The following is a 24,217-nucleotide window of genomic DNA, read 5'->3' on the forward strand; positions in this document are numbered from 1 at the left end:
GTCTTTTTCACTTATAAAATGTTTTACATAAAGTAATTTACAGATTAATAGAGAAAATTCTTGGTTGTATATAAATGTTGCAAAAATATTTCAATCATATATCAAATACTCTCTATAAATTTTCAACGCTTTTTTGAATGTAGTCGAAAAGAATCACAAACATCAATTTTTTATTTTAATCAAACCATTGTCTTGAATCCTTCTTTTGCACCATTCCTTTTATGTAAGTAATTAAAAAAATCGGGCTGTCATAAATTTGACAGCCCGATTTTTTTACCCTAATATTCTTTTAAAGTTTTTGACAAAATCACTGAAAACTCAGCCCTACTTATATTTTGTTCGGGTTTAAATCTATTATCTGGATATCCACTAAGTATATTTGAATTAAATAATGCATTTACCTCATTGAAATAATATTTTCCTTTTTTCACATCATCAAACGCCTGTTCTTCTGATAGTGGTATATCAAATGCTTTCTGAACCATAACAGCCACATCACCACGGCTTATGAATGACTTCGGCCTGAACGTATCATCAGGATATCCGGTAATTATTTGTTCATTGGTTGCGGAAACAATAAAGCCAGACCCAAAATACTCTTTTTTAACATCACTATATATCGAATCCCGTTGAGTACCGTTTAAGTTTAAGATTGTTCCAATCATCGTTACGGCTTCTTCTCTTGTAATTGAATTAGCTGGTCTAAATGTTCCATCCTGATAGCCGCTAACATACTCTTTTTTTGCCAAGGACTGTACTGAGTCTGAATACCATACGTCTGGCTTAGTATCACTAAAATATAGCGCTGGCGACTGAACTAGTCCATATCCGTAATCCGGATCCTTTCCTTCTCTTCCTAAATCAATAACATTTTCCGAAACCTTAGCTTTAATTTGATTAGTATTCATGTATGGATAAGCTTGTTTATATAATGCAAACACACCTGCAACATACGGAGCAGCCATTGAAGTGCCACTTAAATTATTATAATCATTTTCACCAGAACCTAATAAAACATAGGTGCTATAAATGTTTTCTCCTGGTGCTGTATAGGAAAGTGATGACCCACCATACGAAAAACTAGATTTTTTTAAATCCCTTCCAATTGACCCTACACCGATAACATCTGGGTACCTTGCAGGATACATAATATCCTTTCCAACCTGACCTAATCCGGTTTCATCATTACCTGATGCAGCTACTATTAAAAGGCCAGCATCGTCCGCAGATTCAATTGCAAGTTTTAATGCTATTGTTGAATGTGGTGAGGTAAGACTTAAATTCACGATATCTAAATCATGTTCAACTGCCCACTCAATACCAGCGATAATATCTGTTTGTCTACCTTTTCCATATTGGTTTAATGCTTTGATTGCGTAGATGTTTACGTTTGGAGCCACTCCGACAGTACCAATCATATTATTTTTGGCAGCTATAATTCCTGCTACATGTGTACCATGTCCGTTTAAATCTTGAAAGTTGGGTTCTTCTTCAACAAAGCTTTCCCCGCCAACAACATTCAAATCTGGGTGTTTACCATTTATTCCTGTATCAATGATACCGACTTTTATTCCTTTCCCAGTTAAACCAAGTTTTTTTGTACCTGTAGTAATAGTTTCCTTATATCCCCAGTCAACTACTTCACTCTCTGTAGTTACTACATAATCGTTTTCAACCCATCGAACGCCAGATATTTCTTTTATCTGTTGTAGTCTATTACTTGGGATAGTAATAGAGACAGCATTAATAGAATCCATGATGTGATGTAATTCATATGGTATACCCTTTAAATCCTGTAGATTAATAGCTTCTTCATATCCTACAATTATTCGCTTGTTATTTGCTTCTTCAGCAGTAATGACAATACCGGTGCCCAATAACAAAATCAGAAAGCTAGATACACATATTACTAATTTCGCTTTCATTTAAAAAGTCCCCCCTTAGTAAAAAGAAGCGAACATAAAATGCCCGCTTCCTCCCCGATAATTTATTTAATTTATCTTTCCTGCCATTTATAATAATCCATGACTCCCTGATAAATTGCTTTGGCAGCTAAATCTTTATATCGATCTGATTTCAACTTACTTGCATCCTCATCATTCGTTATAAATGCTAGTTCAACTAATGAAGAAACTAAAGGTGTATCATTAACTACTCGAAAGTCTTTTTCATCTATTCCTCTATCAGAAGTATTAAGCGCATCGACTAAACGTTTCTGAATAAATTTCGCTAAATGACAGCTATCTATTGTACGTGCATTGAATGGTCCTCCATTATCTCTTGTACAACCATCAAATGCAGCGCTTGAGAAAAATGTTTCAGTTCCATTCGCACCTGAGTCATAAAATGCATTACCGTGAATGCTAACAAACGTGTCAGCATTATGGTTAACTGCGTAATCAACTCGTGGATTCAAGTCAATAAAAGTATCAGTCGTTCTAGTCATAACAACTCGAATACCTGCATTATCAAAGTAATTTTTGACCCGTTTTGCAACATCCAGATTGAGTTCTTTTTCAATTATGCCGTTTCCACTAGCACCCGGGTCACTTCCTCCGTGTCCTGGATCGATTGCGACTGTGAGAGGTTTAATGTATTCGCCGTGTACATACCCAGCAATGCTACCATTCTCAACATAATACCATTTACCAGATTTTTTGGTTGCTGTGACAACATCATTTTTATCCAGGCTGCCAATATCTTTGCCACCTGGGCTTTTACGGACATTTAATCCAATTTCTGGTTTAACAATTCGTTTAACTGGCGATATCGATACTTCATCAACCTTAAACGCCGGGTTAAGTGCACGAGCTACAAATAACGAATAATGCTCCCTCGTTATGGGTTGCTCTGGTCGATATTTACCATTACCTGTTCCTGCAGTGATACCAGCTGCAATTAACATTTTAACTTCTTCCGCATAAAACGCATCAGAATCTACGTCTATGAATTGATAATTACTTTTCGCAGATAAATCAAAAGCCTCCGCTATTATTACAGCCATTTCCCCACGAGTCATTGAATTATCTGGTCTAAATTCACCTTCTGGATATCCTGCAATTATTCCCATTTGGTGCGTAGACTCAATGTGTCCTGCCCCAAACGAATCTGGATCAACATCCGTAAAGGAAGAAGATCCGTGAATCTCTTTTAAATCAAGTGCCTCTCCAATCATAAATACAGCTTCTTCTCTTGTAACATCTCGATCTGGTTTAAAGTATCCATCAGGATAACCCGAAATAATACCTTCATTAATCAAAAAGTTGATTTCTTTGGCGTACTTGTCACGAATATCTGGCATAGATTCCGCTGAGACTTTGATTGCAGGTGATAAAATGATACCTCCAATAAACAAAAATACTAAAATAAAAGCTAATTTCTTCTTACCCATCCCTATTCCCCTTTGTTATGTATTAACCATGCTAGTTTGAACTACAATCTAAAATTCTATCGTTATGTTTTATAAAGATATTTAACTTCAACTCTATTACTATATCGCAACCGCTATGATTCTACAAAACATACCACAATCTCCACTATTTTTGAATAGGTATAATTTCATAATATTCGACAACCAACAAGGCTTTACTGCCGTTTTTACATAAAAAATACAATATAGTTAAGTAGAATGATTATTTTTTTATGTAAAATAGACTATATTTTTGTCAAATAGTTTGGTAAATTAATAGATATCATTCTACCTTATATGACGTAATAATCCTACTTTATTCTATAAACTGTTCATCTTTCCACTCGGATCACCGAGAATCTGCATAATACATAGGAGGAATACATTTAAAATGAAAAGAATTTCCACAGTTGTTATTGCTTTAGTTTTAGTTTTGTCCATTTTCACCCCCAAGAATGTTCAGGCTGCTGATGACATTACGGGGCACTATTTTGAAAATAGCATGCGAACATTAATTAAGATGGATATAATGAGCGGATATGATGATGGAACGTACAGGCCGGATAGACTAGTAACACGTGCAGAATTTACTACATTTTTGGTTCGAGCATTAGACCTTTCTTCAACTTCTTCAACTAGTCCATTTACCGACGTTAAAAAAGGAGATTGGTACTTTTGGTCAGTAATGTCAGCTACAAGCTCTGGTCTAATAGGTGGTTATCCTGATAACTCGTTTCGACCTAATAACAAGATTTCCAGACAAGAAATGGCTGCAATGATTATTCGTGCTTTAGATTATAAAGGAATAAGTGCGGGGCAAGCACCATTGGAATTTGCTGATAATTCAAAAATAAATCCTATGTTCCGAGGCGCAATTCAACAGTTATTATATCTCGATGTTATTGCTGGCAAGAAAAGCGGGGATAATGTTTACTTTGCTCCCTTAGACAGTACTACACGAGGTGAAACATCTGCAATCTTACTTCGGATGCTAAATGTTATTGAGAATCCTCAAGAATTTGTTAATTACACAAATTACACAATTGATTTTCAAAATATGATTAGTAAGCAAGTGAGTGCTAATCCAAAAGTTGACGGGGCTGGAATATATCGAGCAAGTAGAGATCTTGTAGCTTACTATTTAAATCCAAATAACTTTTCAAGGGGAACTAGTTCTTATTTACAATTTTTATCACTTTCTCAATCTACTGGTTTAAAGGTACAGGAACTTAATGAGAAAGTTCTTGCAGGGAAAGGTATTTTAGAAGGCCATGCCGATGCATTTATAGAGGCAGGTCAACGATATGGCATTAATGAAGTTTACTTGATTTCCCATGCACTACACGAAACTGGAAATGGCACTTCAAAGCTGGCAACAGGTATAAAAGTTAATGGGAAAATGACATACAACATGTTTGGTGTTGGTGCCAGAGATGAGTGTCCCAATACATGCGGAGCACAACGAGCTTATGATGAGGGTTGGTTCACGCCAAGGGCAGCAATTATTGGTGGAGCTAAATTTATTGGGAAAAATTATGTAAATGCTGGACAAGACACACTGTACAAAATGCGTTGGAATCCATACGGGCTACAAAAAGAAGGTTATGCAACGCATCAATATGCTACTCATGTAAGCTGGGCAGTCCTACAGACTAATAGTATTCAAAAGATATATAATCTTTTAGACACGTACGTTCTTAAGTTCGATGTACCAACATTTAACGATCAGCCAGGTCCAACAGAAAGACCTACAGGTGTTGATCAATACTATGTAGATCGTAGACTTGAAGGGGAAAAAGGTAAAACCACCGCAACTATTGGTCTTAACTTCAGAACTGGACCAACTACTAATTTTGGCGTAATTAAGAAATTACCATTTGGCACAGAAGTAACTCTTATTGGTGAAAACGGTGGCTGGTATAAAATGAAGGTAGATGGGCAAAAAGGTTGGGCATCTGGTAAATACATTTCGCTACAAAATGTTACTAAAGCAAACATAGCTAGTATAAATGATGCGACTGCAAACCAAGAAAAGCCTAAAGAAATAGAAGAAACAACTGATATTGAAATTGATGCTAAAGCTGTCGTTGAAGATCAAAATAAAGAAACTACTCCTTCAACTCAGGAAGAACAAGAAGCTAAATCAGAAGATCCATTATTAGAAGAAGATGATGAAAAAGAAAATAACGAAACAGAATCTTCATTAGATACTAAAGTAGAAAACAAAAACTCTGATAAGAAGAAAGAAAGTAAGGAAATTCAAATTGACTTCACCAAACATGAAGGTATTATGGGAGAAGTTAATATCGATGAGGTTACTTTAAGAAATGAACCAATTACTAATGACAGTTCTTCTATCCTAAAGACGTTACAAGCTAATACAATCGTAGAGGTTTTAGATGAAAAAGATGGTTGGTACTTAGTAAAAATCGATGAGGAACAAGGTTGGGTATTAAGTGAAACAATCACTGTATTAAATGTCTTAAAACCTGATACTACTGATAAGCCTTTCGTAATTAAAGCTGAAGCTAGTACAGAAAGTGAAACTATCGGACATATTGCAGAAAATGACCTCATAATCCTGGCATTGAACAATGAGGGAAAACTTATTAATACCGACGGATGGTATAAAATAGTTTTAAAAGACACGAATCAAGCTTGGGTAAGGTCAACAAATATTAAAACTAAACTACCTGAGCTTCCATTATTAACTATTCAATAAGACAGTTTTTTTGGAAGGGAACATCTACTTGTTTCCTTCCTTTTATGTTATATTATTTAAAGTATTATGCGTAAAAGGAGTACGATTAATTAATGAAACAGGTAACGATAATGGGGGTACCATTTTTACATACGGATCAAGAAAGTTTTGTATCGCTGTTAAATCAACATATTCAACAACGAGACAAAACATTTGTCGTAACAGCAAATCCGGAAATCGTGATGAAAGCCAATGAAAATCATAATTTTATGGATCTTGTTCATCGTGCAACCTATGTTGTTGCTGATGGTATTGGCGTTGTTAAAGCGGCTCAATTATTAAATAGACCATTGCCAGGACGCGTTACAGGGTATGATACGATGGTCCAATTACTAGAAATAGCAAATAAAAAACAATATAGTGTATTTTTGTTAGGTGCACAAAATGAAACATTAAATAAAGCCACAGATAACATTGCGAATGACTATCCTGGTGTAAATATCGTTGGCTCACATGATGGCTTTTTTGACTGGGAAAACAATGACATTGCAAAAAACATAGCAGAATTAAAACCTGATATTACATTTGTGGCATTAGGAGTACCTAGACAAGAAAAATGGATCTCTGAAAACTGGTCCAAATTTAATCAAGGAGTGTTCATTGGGGTTGGAGGTAGTTTTGATGTGGTTGCTGGAACTGTTCAGCGTGCACCTATCTTTTGGCAAAAAGTAAATTTAGAGTGGTTGTACCGTATTGCAAAACAACCTAGTAGATGGAAGCGCGCATTAGCTCTTCCCCGTTTTGCCATTCAAATAATAAAACAGAAAGTCAAGGGATCTTCATGAGCAAGTCAACTTTTGTAAAAAGCACACTAATTTTATCTCTTGCAACATTACTCTCTAAAATATTAGGAAGTATATTTCGCATCCCTCTACAAAACATTGCGGGTGATGAAGTACTTGGTATATTTAGTTTAGTCTATCCAGTTTACATGGTCGCATTGATTCTGTCTGTGGCAGGGATACCAATTGCAATCTCCAAACTTATCGCAGAAGCAAGGTCAAACGACGAACATGCAAATATAAAAGAAATATACATTACTGCAAGTATTCTAGCTATATTATTTGGAATCATTAGCTTTTCGTTAATATATAGCTTTTCCTCATCAATAGCTGCTGCGTTGGGGGGCCCAGGAACGCGTTTGGCTCTTATAGTGGTGGCTGCAACTTTACTTGTCGCCCCATATATGGCAGTTTATCGAGGTTTTTTTCAGGGTTTTGAAGACATGAGACCTACTGCGATTTCACAAGTAATAGAACAATTTATCAGGGTCGGATTAATTCTATTAGTTGCCTATTACTTAGTTAGTAAAGGGTTTTCTAATAATGTTGTTGCAGGCGGGGTTATGATTGGTTCAGTAGCAGGAGCACTAGTTTCCCTTCTTTATCTACGCTTGAAGTACAATCGGTCTCCCTTAAAGTTATCACCAGTAGATAATTTTTCATACCAAAGATTTATCATCTGGAGTAAAAAAATATTAAAAGTTTCAGTTCCTATTGCCATTGGCACAATTACAATGGCCCTATTGAACTTCGTTGATTCTTTCACTATCCCATACGGACTGGAATCTGCGGGATTCGAAACAAGTAATATTAATTATTTATATGGAATATATGGACGTGGTCTTTCTTTGGTACAAATTGCAACTGTACTGGCGACCTCTATTGTTCTTCCCTTAATTCCCTTAATCACTACTAAATTAACAGAAAGAAAATACAGTGAGACTCAAGAGGTTATTGAAAAAACACACAGGATAACACATTTGACTTCATGGCCAGCTGCAATGGGACTATTAGCCTTGACATTACCGTTGAATCTAGCTTTGTTTACAAATCAAGAAGGTAGTTTAACACTAGCTATTTTAGGATTTAGTTCTGTATTTACATCACTTACTGTATTAGGAACAGGAATCTTACAAGGGATGAACCTAGCAAACAAAGCAGCTATTATAATTGTAGTTGGTGTTGTGTTAAAAACTTTCTTTAACATATACCTAATTAATCTATTTGGGTTAAATGGTGCAGCACTTTCGACATTGTTTGTTTATATCATTTTGTTTTGTATAAACAGCTTTTATATTTATAAACAGATGCCATATAAAATTATAAATTCCGATATGTTCAAAATGGTTTTCTCTTCATTAACAATGGGCACAATAATCGGAATACCTACATTGTTCTTTAGTTTTGAGAATTGGACAAGGATACAGGCAATGTCCTATGCACTTATTGCAGTCTTATTCGGCATAGGATTGTATTTTCTGCAATTATACTTAATGAAAGTAATCGACAAAACTACAATCAAAAGCCTACCTATTGTCGGGAAAAGGATGAAGTAACTTTATTTAGAAAAGTGATTAGAAAGGAATGAATGAAAATTGATCAAGCGCCAATGGCTTTGGATTATTATAGCTTTATTATTACTCATCTCTTTACCGGGATTACATGATAGATGGCAAACTGAAGTTAATAATAATACCTATGAAATAGCTACCCCTTATCAGGAAATTCTAAGTTTGACCACAGAAAGCCCAATAACAACAGATGAGGCACTCTCTTCGCTAAAAGAGGCTGGCCTAAATACAGTAAGTCTAAAACCTATGACATTAGATATATGGGAACATCTAGATATAATTACAATATACGGTAAAGAAGAATTGGAAACGGCCCTAATGTTCAGTAATATAGAGGAGGATTACAAACAAAAGCAAGATGGCTTTTATACTACAATACCGAAAGAACCGTTTTACGTTAAGAAAATAAAGGAGAAACTTGATCCGATTGAGGTAACTATTAACAATCAGTCTCTATATTTTTTCCCAGATAAAGAAGGTTCCTTGCGTCATTCTAATCTTGGATACAATAGGAATGCTATCCAAAAAATTAAAAAACATGATCTTAACTATTTATTAAGAGTAGAAAATGCAGACAATACTACCGATGACACCACTAAAAAAAGTGTCATTAAAAAACAAACAATCGAAACTTTAGTTGACTTGAAAGATGAAGACGTTTCTAACCTTTTGTTTTCGGGATCAGAAGTAATTGGATATCCAAATCTCCAAAAAGTGAAAGCCTATTCCGGAAAACTCCAAGAAGCAGGTTATAATTTTTATACAATTGAATTTTTCAACCAAAAGGGTCTGCAAACAATTGCTAAAGAAACGAATTATAATACTATTAGACTTCATAGTTTTGGTTTAGGAAATGAAACTTTTGAAGAGGGTGTAGATAGAGCTGTCAGAGCTATAAAAGAACGCAATATAAGAACCATCTTTTTTCACTTTCCAAACCCAAAACTAGTTGAATCTGTTGATAGTCTGGAAAACGCTACAGAATTTATAAGTGCAGTTAATAAAAAGATGCCTGATCAATTCACTTCAGGTACTCCAGAACCATTTGATAAAATATTTACTCCCGCATGGATTAAAGTTGCTGCACTTATGGCAGGTATATTATTCACTTTCCTAGCATCAGGTATTTTTAACAAAAACACGATAAGAATATCTTCAATAGTATTCATGTTTTTACTAGCGTTATCTTATTTCCTTTTGCAAAATCTATTATTATTAAAGGCCTTTGCATTAATAATTGCCGTTATAACGCCAATTTATGCTGTTATTTCCACTGGTAAAGGAACTACAAATATCAAATATATTACATTTCGATATTTAAGAGCTATAGGTATAAGTTTTGTAGGAATTGTAATTGTAATAAGTTTGTTGAATGGGAATAAATTTATTACTGGATTTGAATTGTTCAGGGGAGTAAAACTAGTATATATTGTACCTATTCTCTTTGTGGCCATCTATTTATATTGGAGGAAAATACTTAGTTATTTTAATGTAAAAAAAATAACTTCTACTTTAAATAGAAATTTAAAATACTGGCATGTGTTAATTTTTCTACTTGTTGGGTTTGTTGGATTTTACTATATCTCCCGTACAGGTAATAGTGGGACTGTCAGTGAATTTGAATTACTGATACGATATAAATTAGAAGAGTATCTATATGTGAGACCAAGAACAAAAGAATTCTTGATTGGATTTCCGTTTTATATTTTAGCCTTATATACAATGGGGATTAACAATAAATGGGGGAAATTCTTACTCATCCCCGGTGTGATTGGGTTTTTATCAATTATGAATACCTTCACGCACTTTCATATTCCGTTAAATATTTCTTTATTACGGACTGCATATAGCATCGTAATAGGGTATATCATTGGTATTGTTCTGATTTATTTATTCAAAATTGGTTTCCGCTATATTTCCAAAGCAATTAAAACGAGGTGGTCCTAATGCACGTCGTACTATCTGGTTATTACGGTTTCGATAACGTAGGCGATGAAGCTATATTGTTTTCTATTATTCGTGCCATGAGAAAAATACAAAACGAAATTGAAATTACCGTTCTTTCAAACAATCCAGAATCGACTATGGAAACATATGACGTCAATGCTGTAAATCGATGGAATTTAAAAGAGATCAGCACTGTGATTAAAAAAGCAGATGGCCTTATAAGCGGCGGTGGAAGTCTCCTACAGGATGAAACCGGACTTAAATCAATCCCATACTATACTGGGATAATAAAAATTGCCAAGTGGTACAAAAAACCTGTTTTCATTTATGCACAAGGCATGGGGCCTTTTAAGCATCGAATAAGTAAATGGATTGTAAAAACAACTCTCAACAAGGTAAATCAAATTACAGTAAGAGATAGTAGTTCTAAAAGCCTTTTAGAAAAAATCGGTGTAAAGAAAACTACTACTATCCTACCCGACCCAGTGATAGGTCTCGATGGTAGCTCATTTAAAAATAATTGGATTCAAAGTCAACAAATTCGCAATCCATTTATCACAGTGAGTGTTAGAGATTGGCCAACTGCAATGCCTTTTAAAGAAAAGATTGCGAGTTGCCTGGATCAACTAGTTCGTAATGGCAATTCAATTGTTTTTGTTCCAATGCATGGTAAACACGATGAAATAGCATCAAAAGAAACCGCTGATTTAATGACAGAAAGAAGTATAATTGCACCATATGATGCGAGTATTGAAGAAAAAATTTCTATTATAGGACACTCAAATCTATTAATTGGAATGAGGTTACACTCGCTTATTTTTTCATCGATAAACTATACCCCTTTTGTTGCTATTTCCTATGATCCCAAAATTGACGCATTTGCATCAATTTATGAACAATCTGTGGTGGGTCATGTTGAGAAGGATGATTGGGACGATAAAAAACTTCTTGACCTTGTTAATAGATCTTTATCATATGGTGTTGCAAAACAAGACATTCTTAAAAATAAGGTGAGAAAAAATCAAAAAGAAGCACTGGATACACCGAGATTAGCTTTCAAACTATTCTCAACTGATATAACAGGCAATGAATAATGATGATAATTTACCCTACCTATACAAAAGTACGGGCCTTATTTCGGCTAAGTAGTTCCGATAACGTGGAGAAAATGCGAAAAAACAATATGAAAAACAAACCAATTAGCAACCATAATCACACACTAAATAACAGTGTAATCAGTAAGAAAGAAGACCGACTTAAGAGTCGGTCTTTACATTTCCATATAATGTAATCTCTAATTAACACACCAGTAGTTCAGTAAGAAATGTTCTATTTAGTAAATAAAATTCATTCCTATTCACCGATAATTTCAGAAGCACCTTCATCTATTTCTATAATAATTTCTACATTATTATCAAACTTAACTGTCCAAGAGTTCCTATTATTTGTTACACTTTTTATTTCCTCACTTTTATATCCTCGTTCTTTAAATTGTTTCCTAGCCAAATCGATTACTTTCTGAGAAGTGTCCATAGTTTCCTGATATACCTTTGGCTCATCTTCCGGAACAAGAGCTTCTTCACTTTTTAATTCATCTTTATTGTCATCCTTGATGGGGTCAATAGATAATGGAATAGCAATTATAAAACAGACGAGCACAATTGCTGATAGCTTTAGTTTCAAAAAAACAAACCTCCTAGTGACAAAATGTATTTAATTAACTTGTACTATTAACATTTTACTAAGTTTATATATATGTTTTAAATTCTTCGATTATTAGGTTAACCTGAGGCGTTAATAGAATTAGCATAGGCTTTGTCTTTTTGAATTATTACATCATTTAGCTTCATAAAAACTTTGTCATTTGTTAGTCTATTTAAAACAAAGATTGATTTAATAGCATTATCATAGTTAACATTCCTGATAAACCAAAAGTAATTAAAACCGTTACTATTCCTCTTAAAAGTAATTTACCGTCTCTTTTGCCTATCATTCCTACTATTCCAAGAAACAAAGTTATCCACGATAAGAAGAAAACAATATTTAAAGCATCTGTACCCGTTGTTTCAATAACAAAATAAGCAAACCCTTTCCATGTCACTACTGTTAGATACAATACTAAGCAAAATAACGAAAGGACAAAAGACCATAGATTTATTCCTTTCCTCATAATTAACACTCCCCTTTTTTAAGTAACCTGCTTCGTTTGTAAAATAAGGTTAACCAGATTTTTCTGGTTGACCATTTTTTATATGCTTTTATTATAACAGTAGCCGGGGTAGAACGTAACTGCTCGTGGGGCTTGGACCACGGCTACTAAACCGTTCGCCCCCTACTTGTAAAAACATGATTTGGCTGGTTGGGATATTGATCCCGTTTAACAAGCAAAGCTATGACATTACAAGGAGGATTAGGGGTACCGGCAAATACGTTTTAGGAGGAGATTTTGAATGAATCCAGTCGTTGGTCTAAATGTTTCTAAAGGGGAAAGTCAGTTCCAAGCATTTTTGGACAAGAAAAAACCGTACCTTAAGAGTTTTAAAGTTGAACACATAGTAATGGGCTAGTGATACTTCACGAATTTTTAAAGCACTTAAAGGAAATTACAGGGCTGAATCCAGCAATTGTTTTGGAAGCTACGGGACAATTATCTTGCTTCTGTGCGATTTGGTCTTATATTTATTATGTTTCTCCACCAAAACGGAACTACTTATTTATTATTTCGGCTCGTTTTTTTGTGTGGTATTAAACGTTGTATTTATCTTTCTGGAAGACCCTTCATATAGATATCAGAGATCTTTTCCAATTTTAATACACGGATGTAATCCTTTTTATATTTATCAAAATCACTAATTTTTTTCCCTGTTACGATATTATAGGCTGTTCCGTCCTCGAATCCTTTTTCTGGAATAAATAGTAATTCCTCATTAAAGAACGATCCAACTGGCAAGTAATATCTAACTCCTAATAAGTTCTTATCATAGTTCAATAAATCCTGTCCAAAGACAACCTGTTCTTCTAATGAAATACCTAACAGGTTAGCTATTGTTGGCATGAAATCTAGCTGACCACTAGTTTTTTCAAAAGTTTTTCCATCTGTAATTCCTGGAGCATGGATAATAAAAGGTATATTTAACCGATCCAGATCTTTATATTCATGTCCTAGAAGGTCGCTGACCAATTCAACATCTTCTTTACTTATGGCACTCTGTTGTAATCCAAAATGATCTCCATAAATTACGATTATACTCTTATCATAGATTCCTTTCTTTTTAAGATCCTCTGTAAAGTCACCTATTGCTCTATCCACATAGTTAATTGACTGTAAATAGGCACCTGTTAGGGACCCACTAAATTTGTCTGGAAGTTCCAGTACCCCTTTATCCTTTGGCAAGCTAAAGGGATGATGACTTGTCAGTCCAATTAAATGGGCATAAAATAATTGCCTTTTTTGATGATGTTTTTCCAACACTGGTAAAGCTTTTTCGAATAATACTTCATCTGATGGTCCAATACCGATTACATCTTCATTACCAAAAAAGTCTCTAGCGTAATACTTCTCAAAACCCAATGCAGGATATAAATCATCCCTATTCCAAAACTCTATATCATCCGCGTGAAAAGTCATAGTTGTATAACCCTTTGATTTCAACAACCGTGGCAAGCTAGGGAATTTTTTATCCCCATAAATTTGGGAAGTAGGATTGAATGCCACTGGATATAGAGAAGTATTTACGATAAATTCAGCATCAGAAGTATTTCCAGGTCCAGTCTGCTGAAAAGTGTTCGGGAAATAAAAGCTATTCTTTAACATTTTATTCAAATTTGGCGTAACTTCTTTCCCGCCCACTTTTAATCCGATAGTGAAATTTTGCATTGATTCTACCTGAATAACGATTAAATTTCTTCCCTCTGCAGCACTAAAATAGTTTCGTTGTTCATTTGGAATTCTTTTTATTCCTTTTATCAACCTAATTTTATCCTTTAGTTCAGATACCTTTTTCACGGAAACATCTACATCAATCTTGATTCGACTTCCTGAACCCGCATAAATTTGTAATGCTTCATAATTTAAAATCCCTTTTTCTTCTGCAGCAACAACATTGTTATTTATCATTTCATCTTTATGAACCATGAAATTTGTAAATGAAATACTTAGCGCTAAAACTAAGACAGGCATAACAATAAGTTTTTTACTTAAAGGTTTGCTAGCTAATGGGTACTTTCTGAACAATAATAAAATGATAAAAATAATAATATCAATGAAAAACAACATATACACAGGCTTAAGTATCGCTGTAATACTTTCATTTATAGTGTCGACTTGTCCTAACTGAAATAAAGCGAAATAGGTTATTATTCTGCCAAAAAATGAATGATAAAGAATAAATGTCAAAAACAGTGCTGAAAATATGATATTCAGTAAAAGATAAAAGTATGGTTTTCCTTTTATCGATATCAACTCTATTATGGAAGTGAATATTAAAATATAACTTGACTCTAAAACAATTGTTTTTGTTATGTTCAGTTCATCAAATAACAAAAATCTTAATATAAGGAACTTAATTAAAAAAATTGTTGTTATGATAATTAAATGGCTTTTTAAAAAGTCTGAAATCCTATCGATTTTCATGTCTTAATTCCCTTCTAACTACTTTTTATAAACTTAATGAGTATTATAAATCAAGGGCAAGAAGAATCTTCTGTCCACTTTAAGTTAGGATGTACATCTCTCAGTAAAATAAAATCACATAATTAAACCCTTTTAATAAAGATGGAGGAAATAATGAAAAAATATATTATCGGAGTAGCTATCATCCTTTATGCTCTCTTACCGAATTTAGATCAACCAACAGCCAATTACAACAACATCGAAAAAAGCTACGATGTTGTTGTAATTGGAGCCGAACCTGAAGGAGTGGCAGCAGCGGTCTCATCCGCGCGAAATGGTAAAAAAACATTACTTGTAGCAAAAAGGGACGGATTGGGCGGTGTAATGACTTATGGCATGTTGAACTTTTTAGATTTAAGTAAGGACAAAAACGGTGATCCTGCTAATGCTGGTATCTTTAAAGAATGGCATAAGTTAGTCGGCGGGAAAACAGGATTTGATATTAAGGTTGCAAAAAAAGCTTTTCTTACATTAGTACTGGAAGAAAAAAATCTTACTTTATTTTTAGAAACGAAAGTTGAAAAAGTTATTAAAAATGGTGATCGCTTAATAGGAGTTCAATTAAAAAATGACTTAGGGGAAAAAACGATAGTTAAAGCAAAACGATTCATAGATTCAACCCAAGATGCTGAAATTGCTGCAAAAGCAGGGGTTCCTTATTTTGTTGGAGGGGAGGATATTGGACTTGAAAATAAAAAAATGGCTGTAACATTGATGATTCATTTAGAAAATGTTGATTGGGAACAAATTAAACAGGCAGCAAAAAGTGGCGTTTTTGGAGGAGGGGAAGTTCATACAAATGTCATCTGGGGCTTCAGTAAGCTACATATTAAATACAAACCAAAACATGCTGAAAAGACAAGATTAAGGGGTTTGAATGTAGTGCGTCAAAATGATGAAAGTGTTGTAATAAATGCTCTCCAAATTTTTGAGATTGATGGCCTTGTAAAAAAATCCAAAGAAAAAGGTATCAAGATAGGAAAAGATGAAACAAGACATATCCTAAAATTTTTAAAGGATAATTTTCCAGGTTTTCAAGAAGCTGAAATTGCAAGTTTTCCGGATGAACTGTACGTGAGGGAAACAAGACATATAAAGGCTGAATACCAGTTACCTTTAAGTGATATTTGGGAAAACAAGGATCACTGGGATAGTATAGGACTTGGAGCCTATCCAGTAGATATACAAGCTACTTCAATCAATGATTATGGTTATGTCTTATGTAATCCAGTTCAATATGCAATACCTTTCCGTTCTTTAGTTCCTCTAAAAATAGATGGATTGCTGGTTGCTAGCAAAGCATCTGGCTATAGTTCGTTAGCTGCATCAAGCGCTAGGGTCTTGCCAGTAGGGATGACTACAGGACAAGCGGCAGGCGTTGCAGCATCCGTATCTATAGATCATAATATAAGCTTTAGAGAAATGACAGGCCAAAAGAAAATTATTACGAAACTTCAGGCCAAATTAAAGAATCAAGGTGCAAATCTCTATCCCTTTGAAATAGATTATCCTTATGAAAGTAAATGGTTTTACCCTGGTTTGAAAACGCTTCTGAATTATGGATTGGTTGTTGGAGGTTATGAAAATAAGCTACCTATTGGGAAGCCAATTGAAGAGTTATCCTTTGCAAATATACTGAGTAACGGCGTTAAGAGAATTGCTAGTCAAGAAGCAAAAGAATTGCGCAAAAACATTCCTACTTTTAAAGAAATGGTAATACCTGAAACAGAGTTAACGCGAAATAAGGCTGCCAAGATGATTCTAACGCTTTTTGGAATTACATACAAAGATACAGAATCCTGGAATAAAGCCTATGCAATTGGATTAATTAATGAACAGATATTTGAAAGAATTACTAAAAATAGTATATTGACAGGTTCTGAGGGCTATTACATTGCCGGGAAAATTTTGGAAAATCTACAATAGAAAGTGCTCTAATAACTGATGTGAAGAGAAATAACCAAAATAAAATAAGAGGAGTCATTTTCCCCCTCTTATTTTGCTTGTTTTCTAATTAAATTTTCTTTTTTTCTTATTGGAAGCCTTTGTTGTTCAGGTAGTTTGCCAAAGACAATCCAATAATGAGGTATATAACGGAATGTGAACCTAACAACTATCCAACTTAGAATCCCAATCAGAAGAAACGTTAAAACCTGCCAGCTATGATAAATTAATGGACTGCCTGATGAAAGGATTCCTCTAAACAGCATTAAAAATAATGGATGGATAAGATATATACCAAATGAAGTAGCACCTATCTCCATGAACAACATTTTCGTTTTATCACCAAATCTCTTGTTTGCTACATGTGCAAGATAAAACAATACTAACCCTGCAAACAAGGCATTGTTAGCCCAGGTGAACTCGTAAATATAACTAGTAACTATTTGTGGAAGTAGAACTGATACTTCCGAATACGAACCTACCCTTACTAGATACATAAAACCTGAATATAAAATTACTATTGCACCATAGCCAATAAATATTGGTAGCATTATCTTGTCTTTATATGATTGGTTCTTCATCTTCTCTCTAATTTGAAAATAATAGATTCCCAGGAAGGCCCCAACAAAATAAAAGGATAAATAAGATAATGAAATGGATCCTTTCAATGTGATATGAAAATAGTTTTTGTTTAGAATTACCCATATCCATTGAAGTAGTATTCCAATCCAAATCGCATTCTTTCTTAAGAAAGGAGATTTCTTAAACATAATCAATAATATCGGAAAAAGGATGTATAACTGCACACTAATAAAAACAAAGTAAAGATGAGGGTGTGCTTTTCCTAAAGCCAATAATGTTAAAAACTTATTCAATGCAAATGATAAGCTTGGATAATCATAATAAATATACCATTTAATTGCAAAATAAATAACAGAAAAAAGGATATATGGAACTAATATAAACTTTAAACGTTTTATATAGAACTTTTTCATTAAAATCCAATTTGTTACTCGTGGATAATAATTATAGAACAATACAAAACTACTCAACATTATAAACGTAGGTGTTCCTAATTTACCAGCTATGTTTAGAAAGTTATATACCGGAAAAAGGAATGAGTCTGTCGATATACTTGTTACCCCACTTGACGTGGAGTGAACCACTAATACAGCTATAATAGCGAATGCTCGGGCCAATTGAATTTCATCTAAACTAATTCTTTTTTTATTATTTATCACTTTATCACCAATTCTCTTAATTTCCATTAACTATCTTATCATTTTTTCCTGTAATATCATAGACAATATTTTGGCTGTCGCTTCTTATCAAGTCCCTCTTCCAACTGCTGTATGATACCTATCCTATGATGTTTATAGTTTCATAGTTCTAATAGATCGATTCTTTACCATGATTATATTTTACTAGAGGTATTATTGTTTACAGACTAATTATGTAGTATGATATTTATTGTCATCCTTACTGGGGATGACTTTGTTATTTAGGGGGATATTTATGCTTTTCAACTCATTTGAATTTATATTTGTATTTCTTCCTTTTGTATTCGTTGGTTATTTCCTTTTGAATAAAATACATATGGGGGCAGCATTACTTTTACTGCTATTATGCTCGTTAGTCTTTTACAGCTGGTGGAATCCAATCTACCTTCCATTAATGCTTGCGTCACTTGGTGCAAACTACTTTTTTGGTATAATGATTACCAAAATAAAGCCTGACAAGAAGAAAAAAGTAGTGTTATCAATCGGATTACTATTTAATGTTTCTCTACTTGGGTTTTTTAAATATACAGATTTCTTTATTAAAAATGCAAATATAGTATTACAAGAAGATTTTAATCTATTGCACTTGGTATTGCCTTTAGCAATAAGTTTCTACACCTTTCAGCAAATTGCTTATTTAGTTGATTCCTACCGTGGCGAAACAAAAGAATACAACTTCGTGAATTATGCTTTGTTTATCTCATTTTTCCCACAGTTAATTGCTGGCCCTATTGTTCATCATAGTGAAGTAATTAATCAATACCAAGATAAAATTAAAAAGAAAATAAACTGGGAAAATATTTCTAAAGGGTTATTTATTTTTTCAATTGGTTTATTTAAAAAAGTAGGGATCGCGGATACTTTTGCAATATGGGCAAATAATGGGTTTTCTTCATCTGAAAGCTTAACCTTTTTTGATAGTTGGATCACCTCCCTATCGTATACTTTCCAACTTTACTTTGATTTTAGTGGGTATACTGATATGGCAATTGGTGCCGCATTACTGTTTAATATTACATTACCAATTAACTTTTATTCTCCGTATAAAGCTGTTTCGATACAGGACTTCTGGCGACGATGGCATATTACTCTATCTAAATTTCTATTAAACTATATTTACATACCTTTAGGTGGGAATAAAAAAGGACCAAGACGTACCTATATCAATATTTTAATAATCTTCTTTGTAAGTGGATTCTGGCACGGGGCTGGTTGGACTTTCGTTGTGTGGGGTTTGTTGCACGGTGGTGCTTCGGTGATACACCGTGGTTGGTCCAAAGCTGGATTCAAGCTACCCAAGTTGGTTGCTTGGTTTATTACTTTTCAATTCATAAACGCGACATGGGTGTTGTTCCGAGCACCAAACTTCGGGACTGCTGTCGATGTTTTATCTGCCATGATAGGATTAAACAAAATTCAAGTTCCAAATCAAATCTTATTGATTTTTAATTGGAATATACCCGAAGCTTATCTTTATACGTTTAACTTGACGAATGATTTATCAAAAACAGTGATTTACCTAATCATAGCTTTGTTTGTTAGCTTATTTTTAAAGAATTCGATTCAACTAACGAAAAATCTGGGGCCAAATCCGGTCTACTCCATTTACGCTGCAATATTGTTCGTTTATGCAGCTTTTCGGTTACAGAATGTTTCCGAGTTTCTATATTTTAATTTCTAGGATGCGATTCTAATGAAATCATACAAAACCTTCGTCCTTATCTTCTTTATTATAATTGGATTACCTCTAAGCACTGTGGCAGCATTTAATTATTATATCGATCCATTATGGACGTTTGACCACTCAAATGACTACAATGACGTACAAACCGTAATTGATGAACGTCAACAGAAAATGAACGATATACACTACGGAAACTTCCACCATGATACTCTACTAATTGGAAGTAGCAGGTCAACTTATATCAATCAGTATTCCTTTGGGGATATGGATGTGTATAACTTTGCTGCAAGTGATTTATCATTTAAAGAATATAAAAGCTTTATAGCATATGCAACCAAAGAAAATGGTGAAGACTTTGAACAAATTATTATAGGTGTTGACTTCTTTAAAAGCAGTATAAAGGAAAGCAAAGAAAACCTTAATTTAAAGCAATATAAAGAAAAATTGAATGAACCCTTTTATCGGTTTAAAAATTTAATTTCGCTTGATGTGTTGGACTATTCAAGGAAAAACTATCGATTATCAAAAGAGGATGAAATTGTACAACTTAGAAATTATAATCGGAGAAATGTAGCATTTGCAAAGTCTATACCAGACGATCTGAAGTTAAAGCAAACAAAGTCAAAAATCAAAAAGTTTAAAGATGTTTTTTATGGAGAGCAATATAGTTATAACCCTGAATTTAAAAAAGTACTAACTGAACTAAAAGAAACAAATCCGGATACAGAGTTCATTTTCTTTACTACACCTATTTCAACACCATTGTTTATGGCAATGGTTGAAGAAGGAGATTTTAACTCATATGTACGATGGCTAAATGATATGGTCATTGTGTTTGACGGAGTATATAATTTTATGTATCCAAATAAAGTAACCAATAATTTATCAAATTACTTTGATGGACATCACTTTTATCCTAAAGTAGGTGATTTGATTGCATCAAAAATAAGTAAATCAAACATGAAAACTGTTCCAAGTGATTTTGGAGTGTTTGTGACTGAACAAACGTTTGATGAACATATTCAAAAGGTGAAAACTTTAGTTGAAGAATATAGAGAAAAGAAGACCTACCTTCAGTGAAGGTAGGTCTTCTACTAGTTTACTTTTTAGATTTGACGCCCTGCATAAGACGCAGTACTGGTCGATAATTATCCCCTATTAACCCAGTTACCTCAACAATCAGCTCGATAGTGACAAGTAACGCAACAATAATAAGTGTAGATCCCCATAATGTTGCACGAGTAAAGATAATTGCAGCAATACTAAAGAATCCACTCATTGCATAGATCATAATAACTGTTTGACGGTGTGTAAAACCTAATCTAATTAAACAGTGATGTAGATGTAATTTATCTGCCATTCCTAATGGTTTCCGTTGAATAATACGACGAATAATGGCAAATATCGTATCTAGCAGTGGAACTCCAAGAATTATTATAGGAACGATCAATGAGAATAACGCCACATTTTTAAATAATCCCATCACGGCTAGTACACTAATCATGTACCCTAAAAATAATGCTCCCGTATCCCCCATGAAAATCTTTGCAGGGTGAAAATTGTAAAAAAGAAATCCTATAGTACTTCCTAATACAACCATACCTATGATAGCGACAAATGTACTTCCCATAGAAATAGCCATTCCCGAAATAGTTAACAATACAATAGAGGATACTCCTGCCGCTAGACCATCAAGTCCATCAATTAGATTAATAGCATTAGTAACTCCCACAATCCAAATAATGGTTAGTGGTATAGCTAAATAGCTAAACTCTATTCTTTCACCAAATGGTAGAGTGATAAATTCAATTTGTACTCCACCTATTACAGTTACAATTGCAGCTGCTAATTGTCCAGAAAGCTTGATTTTTGCGGATAATTCAATTAAGTCATCCAATACACCAACAAAAGTAATTATTGCTGCACCTGCTATTATTGGCCAAGCTGATAATGTATCTGGAAGAAAAAGAAGTATACCCAACAGAGAACTTAAAATAATAGCTAAGCCACCTAATCTTGGCATCACATTTTTATGAACTTTTCTATCGTTTGGTTGGTCAACAGCTCCAATGGAAACTGCTAGCTTTTTTACAAAAGGTGTTAAAATTATTGAAACAATAAAACAAACTACTAGGTCTAAATACTCCATTTATATCCTCCTACTACAATTGCAATCATATATATACTAGTTTTATAGACGAAAAATCTGTTATAAAGGTTTCATCATTTCGAAAAAATCTCTTCATTCAACTTAATTATAAATAAATACCAAAAATTTTCAACCCAAAATTAGTTATATTAATAGTTTTCATATTTTTAATAGGATTCTATATATACCATTTAACTGCCCTCTGATTTGTCTATACAGATTGTAATATGGTAACTTTAAAGTAAGTTTATACTGTGAAGACATAGGAGGATATCATGAACAAAGTCAAATACACTATAATGGGAATTGCCCTTTTTGTTTATACATTAGCTGTTATTGGTTTAACCACGATGATTATTACCCCGGATCCAGACTTCGATCGGAACACCACATTAACAACTGAAGAAATTGACAATATGTGTGATAATCGTGAAGATGTTGGTTTTTAGGAAATAAAAAAAACCTTCGCTCGTAAATATGGAGCGAAGGCTTTTTTTATTCTTCTTCTACGTTTATTTTTTTATCTCCTAAAATCAAATAGTTAAGTTCCTCTTTCGGAATTTTATTGAATTCCGTACGTTTCACTAAATAGAAAACAACTCCCAGAACAATCCAGGCCAGTAATGCAATTCTTGACTCCACGCCAAGAAATGCTGGTGATCCTGGTATTAGCAGTAATCCAATGAAAGTTAAAGTTGCTAGCATCCCGATCACTGAAATAAACTTCTTACCCGGTGCGACAACGTGTTTTGCCGAATTAAATTCACTACCCATTGACCACTTGAAAATACTGAATGCTGTGTAGCATGTATAGAAATAGGCAATGGAGACTCCGATTGAGGACATGTCTACTACCCATAGTAATGCTTCTCTACCAAACCACGGCGCAAACATAGCAACTACAGCAGCAAACATGATGCCGACATATGGTGTCTTATATTTCGGATGTACTTTTGAAAATACTTCTGGCAATATTTTCGCACGTGAAATTGCGAATAATAAACGGCTAGCGGAAATTATAAATCCATTAAGACCTGTGAATATCCCCATACTTAGCGCAATTGCCAGGATAATTAATCCTATCGTCCCAAGCACTTCTTGAACCGCTACTGCAGTTCCCCAAATATTTCCTGCTTCAGCCATTGCCTGCCACGGACTAGCCATGGCTGTCGCGAGAATCATGAAGCTATACAGTATTCCGGAAAATGAAATAGCCAATATAATCAATGAAAATGCTTTTTTAGATGAAAAGTTAAATTCCTCTGCGGCCTGTGGAACGTTGTCAAACCCGACATATGCCCATGGTGCAATCGCTACGATTGATATAATAGCTGCGAATGTCGTTGTATCTGTCGGGAAGTATGGCTTAATATCTGCAAGTGATGTGCCAGGATTTCCACCAATTAATACAGTGATGAAAGCGACACCTGCAAGCATAATAACGCAGAATATAAATTGCATACGTCCGGATAATCCAGTTCCCCGGACATTTAAATATCCAAATATGAGCAGTGTGATGGACGCAATTAAAATTTCCATCCCGTAAACGTCCCATCCAGCTATTTCATACAAATGCAGATTCTCTATAACTTGCGGAAAAATAAATTTAAACATTAATGCGAATGCAGATGCGTTGAGAGCAACAATACATATGTATCCAAGTGTTAGAAACCACCCACAAATAAATGCGTGTGTTCGGCCTAAACTGACAAATGCGTAGGCAAACTCACCACCTGAAACGGGAAAGCTTTTGATCAGGAACCCATAACTCACGGCAATTAACATCATGAGCGCAGCACCAATTAGAAAACCGATGATTACACCAAGTGGACCAGCGCCTTCCATCCAAACAGTTGGTTGGACAAATGCACCCCAACCGATTGAGGATCCAAGGGCGATGGCCCATACCCAGTGTGGCTTTAATGACTTTTTGAGTTTCTTTCGTTCTTCCATGCTTCGACTCCTTTTAAATCAACTCTTTTTATGTTGCCTCTCTTTTATTACAAAATACGTTTATT

The 24,217-nt window shown here is 34.1% G+C and carries 17 protein-coding genes and 1 pseudogene; 10 read left to right on the top strand and 8 right to left on the bottom strand.

Annotated elements, in window-relative coordinates; all coding sequences use genetic code 11:
• Positions 1 to 278: 278 nt before the first annotated feature.
• Both LG329_RS08005 and LG329_RS08010 read right to left on the bottom strand, forming a co-directional pair.
• Positions 279 to 1,925 (bottom strand): S8 family peptidase, encoded by a 1,647-nt coding sequence (locus tag LG329_RS08005; RefSeq protein ID WP_404455663.1) that lies wholly within the window; start codon positions 1,923 to 1,925, stop codon positions 279 to 281.
• Positions 1,926 to 1,996: 71 nt separating this feature from the next.
• A complete protein-coding gene (locus LG329_RS08010; protein ID WP_404455666.1) occupies positions 1,997 to 3,391 on the bottom strand; it encodes an N-acetylmuramoyl-L-alanine amidase in 1,395 nt (464 codons plus the stop codon).
• A 409-nt stretch (positions 3,392 to 3,800) separates the two neighbouring features.
• Here LG329_RS08010 and LG329_RS08015 point away from each other — a divergent pair, with 409 nt between their 5' ends.
• The 5 genes from LG329_RS08015 (at position 3,801) to csaB (ending at position 11,564) form a co-directional block, all read left to right on the top strand.
• Positions 3,801 to 6,131, top strand: a complete 2,331-nt coding sequence (locus tag LG329_RS08015) for an S-layer homology domain-containing protein (RefSeq protein WP_404455667.1) — start codon at positions 3,801 to 3,803, stop codon at positions 6,129 to 6,131.
• A gap of 92 nt (positions 6,132 to 6,223) precedes the next feature.
• Complete coding sequence (locus LG329_RS08020; RefSeq protein WP_404455670.1) at positions 6,224 to 6,955, top strand: WecB/TagA/CpsF family glycosyltransferase; 732 nt, start codon at positions 6,224 to 6,226, stop codon at positions 6,953 to 6,955.
• A complete protein-coding gene (locus tag LG329_RS08025) occupies positions 6,952 to 8,508 on the top strand; it encodes an oligosaccharide flippase family protein (RefSeq protein WP_404455673.1) in 1,557 nt (518 codons plus the stop codon). The genes LG329_RS08020 and LG329_RS08025 overlap by 4 nt, the downstream gene beginning before the upstream one ends.
• 39 nt (positions 8,509 to 8,547) lie before the next feature.
• Positions 8,548 to 10,470 (top strand): DUF5693 family protein, encoded by a 1,923-nt coding sequence (locus LG329_RS08030; protein ID WP_404455676.1) that lies wholly within the window; start codon positions 8,548 to 8,550, stop codon positions 10,468 to 10,470.
• The gene (gene csaB, locus LG329_RS08035) at positions 10,470 to 11,564 is read left to right on the top strand and encodes a polysaccharide pyruvyl transferase CsaB (protein ID WP_404455677.1); all 1,095 of its coding nucleotides are present in this window, start codon (positions 10,470 to 10,472) and stop codon (positions 11,562 to 11,564) included. Before LG329_RS08030 ends, csaB begins: the two co-directional genes overlap by 1 nt.
• Before the next feature lie 259 nt (positions 11,565 to 11,823).
• Here the strand turns inward: csaB and LG329_RS08040 are convergent, their stop codons facing one another.
• Together LG329_RS08040 and LG329_RS08045 are read right to left on the bottom strand one after the other, a co-directional pair.
• Positions 11,824 to 12,153: a hypothetical protein gene (locus tag LG329_RS08040; protein WP_404455680.1), complete on the bottom strand. Its 330-nt coding sequence runs from the start codon at positions 12,151 to 12,153 to the stop codon at positions 11,824 to 11,826.
• Between the two features lie 193 nt (positions 12,154 to 12,346).
• Entirely contained in the window at positions 12,347 to 12,640 is a 294-nt protein-coding gene (locus LG329_RS08045; RefSeq protein ID WP_404455683.1) for a hypothetical protein, read from the bottom strand.
• 280 nt (positions 12,641 to 12,920) lie between these two features.
• Between LG329_RS08045 and LG329_RS08050 the strand changes: the two are divergent.
• Positions 12,921 to 13,114 (top strand): annotated as a pseudogene (locus LG329_RS08050) (IS110 family transposase); the annotation flags it as partial.
• A gap of 114 nt (positions 13,115 to 13,228) precedes the next feature.
• Here the strand turns inward: LG329_RS08050 and LG329_RS08055 are convergent.
• A complete protein-coding gene (locus tag LG329_RS08055; RefSeq protein ID WP_404455686.1) occupies positions 13,229 to 15,103 on the bottom strand; it encodes an LTA synthase family protein in 1,875 nt (624 codons plus the stop codon).
• A gap of 153 nt (positions 15,104 to 15,256) precedes the next feature.
• Here LG329_RS08055 and LG329_RS08060 point away from each other — a divergent pair, with 153 nt between their 5' ends.
• Positions 15,257 to 17,068, top strand: coding sequence for an FAD-dependent oxidoreductase (locus LG329_RS08060; RefSeq protein WP_404455689.1), 1,812 nt, complete (start codon positions 15,257 to 15,259; stop codon positions 17,066 to 17,068).
• Between the two features lie 68 nt (positions 17,069 to 17,136).
• Here LG329_RS08060 and LG329_RS08065 read toward each other — a convergent pair whose 3' ends face one another.
• The gene (locus LG329_RS08065; protein WP_404455692.1) at positions 17,137 to 18,354 is read right to left on the bottom strand and encodes an acyltransferase; all 1,218 of its coding nucleotides are present in this window, start codon (positions 18,352 to 18,354) and stop codon (positions 17,137 to 17,139) included.
• 247 nt (positions 18,355 to 18,601) lie between these two features.
• Here LG329_RS08065 and LG329_RS08070 point away from each other — a divergent pair, with 247 nt between their 5' ends.
• Both LG329_RS08070 and LG329_RS08075 read left to right on the top strand, forming a co-directional pair.
• On the top strand, positions 18,602 to 20,047 hold the full coding sequence (locus LG329_RS08070) for an MBOAT family O-acyltransferase (protein ID WP_404455695.1): 1,446 nt from the start codon (positions 18,602 to 18,604) through the stop codon (positions 20,045 to 20,047).
• Between the two features lie 12 nt (positions 20,048 to 20,059).
• Positions 20,060 to 21,130 carry a hypothetical protein gene (locus LG329_RS08075; RefSeq protein ID WP_404455698.1) on the top strand — a complete coding sequence of 357 codons (1,071 nt, stop codon included), beginning with the start codon at positions 20,060 to 20,062 and terminating at the stop codon, positions 21,128 to 21,130.
• 19 nt (positions 21,131 to 21,149) lie between these two features.
• On the opposite strand, the gene LG329_RS08080 is transcribed toward LG329_RS08075, so the two are convergent.
• Positions 21,150 to 22,199 carry a glycosyltransferase family 4 protein gene (locus tag LG329_RS08080; RefSeq protein WP_404455700.1) on the bottom strand — a complete coding sequence of 350 codons (1,050 nt, stop codon included), beginning with the start codon at positions 22,197 to 22,199 and terminating at the stop codon, positions 21,150 to 21,152.
• Positions 22,200 to 22,474: 275 nt separating this feature from the next.
• Between LG329_RS08080 and LG329_RS08085 the strand changes: the two genes are divergently transcribed.
• Positions 22,475 to 22,648: a hypothetical protein gene (locus LG329_RS08085; protein ID WP_404455703.1), complete on the top strand. Its 174-nt coding sequence runs from the start codon at positions 22,475 to 22,477 to the stop codon at positions 22,646 to 22,648.
• Between the two features lie 46 nt (positions 22,649 to 22,694).
• Here the strand turns inward: LG329_RS08085 and LG329_RS08090 are convergent, their stop codons facing one another.
• Positions 22,695 to 24,152: an APC family permease gene (locus tag LG329_RS08090; RefSeq protein WP_404455706.1), complete on the bottom strand. Its 1,458-nt coding sequence runs from the start codon at positions 24,150 to 24,152 to the stop codon at positions 22,695 to 22,697.
• Positions 24,153 to 24,217: the final 65 nt, after the last annotated feature.

This window comes from Virgibacillus necropolis (genome assembly GCF_044793635.1).
In the GTDB taxonomy this organism is placed as follows: domain Bacteria; phylum Bacillota; class Bacilli; order Bacillales; family Amphibacillaceae; genus Virgibacillus_F; species Virgibacillus_F necropolis_A.

Bases quoted from the DNA above. Each gene is read 5' to 3' on its own strand.
- LG329_RS08005 (WP_404455663.1), bottom strand. From the start codon at position 1,925: ATGAAAGCGAAATTAGTAATATGTGTATCTAGCTTTCTGATTTTGTTA.
- LG329_RS08010 (WP_404455666.1), bottom strand. From the start codon at position 3,391: ATGGGTAAGAAGAAATTAGCTTTTATTTTAGTATTTTTGTTTATTGGA.
- LG329_RS08015 (WP_404455667.1), top strand. From the start codon at position 3,801: ATGAAAAGAATTTCCACAGTTGTTATTGCTTTAGTTTTAGTTTTGTCC.
- LG329_RS08020 (WP_404455670.1), top strand. From the start codon at position 6,224: ATGAAACAGGTAACGATAATGGGGGTACCATTTTTACATACGGATCAA.
- LG329_RS08025 (WP_404455673.1), top strand. From the start codon at position 6,952: ATGAGCAAGTCAACTTTTGTAAAAAGCACACTAATTTTATCTCTTGCA.
- csaB (WP_404455677.1), top strand. From the start codon at position 10,470: ATGCACGTCGTACTATCTGGTTATTACGGTTTCGATAACGTAGGCGAT.
- LG329_RS08045 (WP_404455683.1), bottom strand. From the start codon at position 12,640: ATGAGGAAAGGAATAAATCTATGGTCTTTTGTCCTTTCGTTATTTTGC.
- LG329_RS08055 (WP_404455686.1), bottom strand. From the start codon at position 15,103: ATGAAAATCGATAGGATTTCAGACTTTTTAAAAAGCCATTTAATTATC.
- LG329_RS08060 (WP_404455689.1), top strand. From the start codon at position 15,257: ATGAAAAAATATATTATCGGAGTAGCTATCATCCTTTATGCTCTCTTA.
- LG329_RS08065 (WP_404455692.1), bottom strand. From the start codon at position 18,354: ATGGAAATTAAGAGAATTGGTGATAAAGTGATAAATAATAAAAAAAGA.
- LG329_RS08070 (WP_404455695.1), top strand. From the start codon at position 18,602: ATGCTTTTCAACTCATTTGAATTTATATTTGTATTTCTTCCTTTTGTA.
- LG329_RS08075 (WP_404455698.1), top strand. From the start codon at position 20,060: ATGAAATCATACAAAACCTTCGTCCTTATCTTCTTTATTATAATTGGA.
- LG329_RS08080 (WP_404455700.1), bottom strand. From the start codon at position 22,199: ATGGAGTATTTAGACCTAGTAGTTTGTTTTATTGTTTCAATAATTTTA.
- LG329_RS08085 (WP_404455703.1), top strand. From the start codon at position 22,475: ATGAACAAAGTCAAATACACTATAATGGGAATTGCCCTTTTTGTTTAT.
- LG329_RS08090 (WP_404455706.1), bottom strand. From the start codon at position 24,152: ATGGAAGAACGAAAGAAACTCAAAAAGTCATTAAAGCCACACTGGGTA.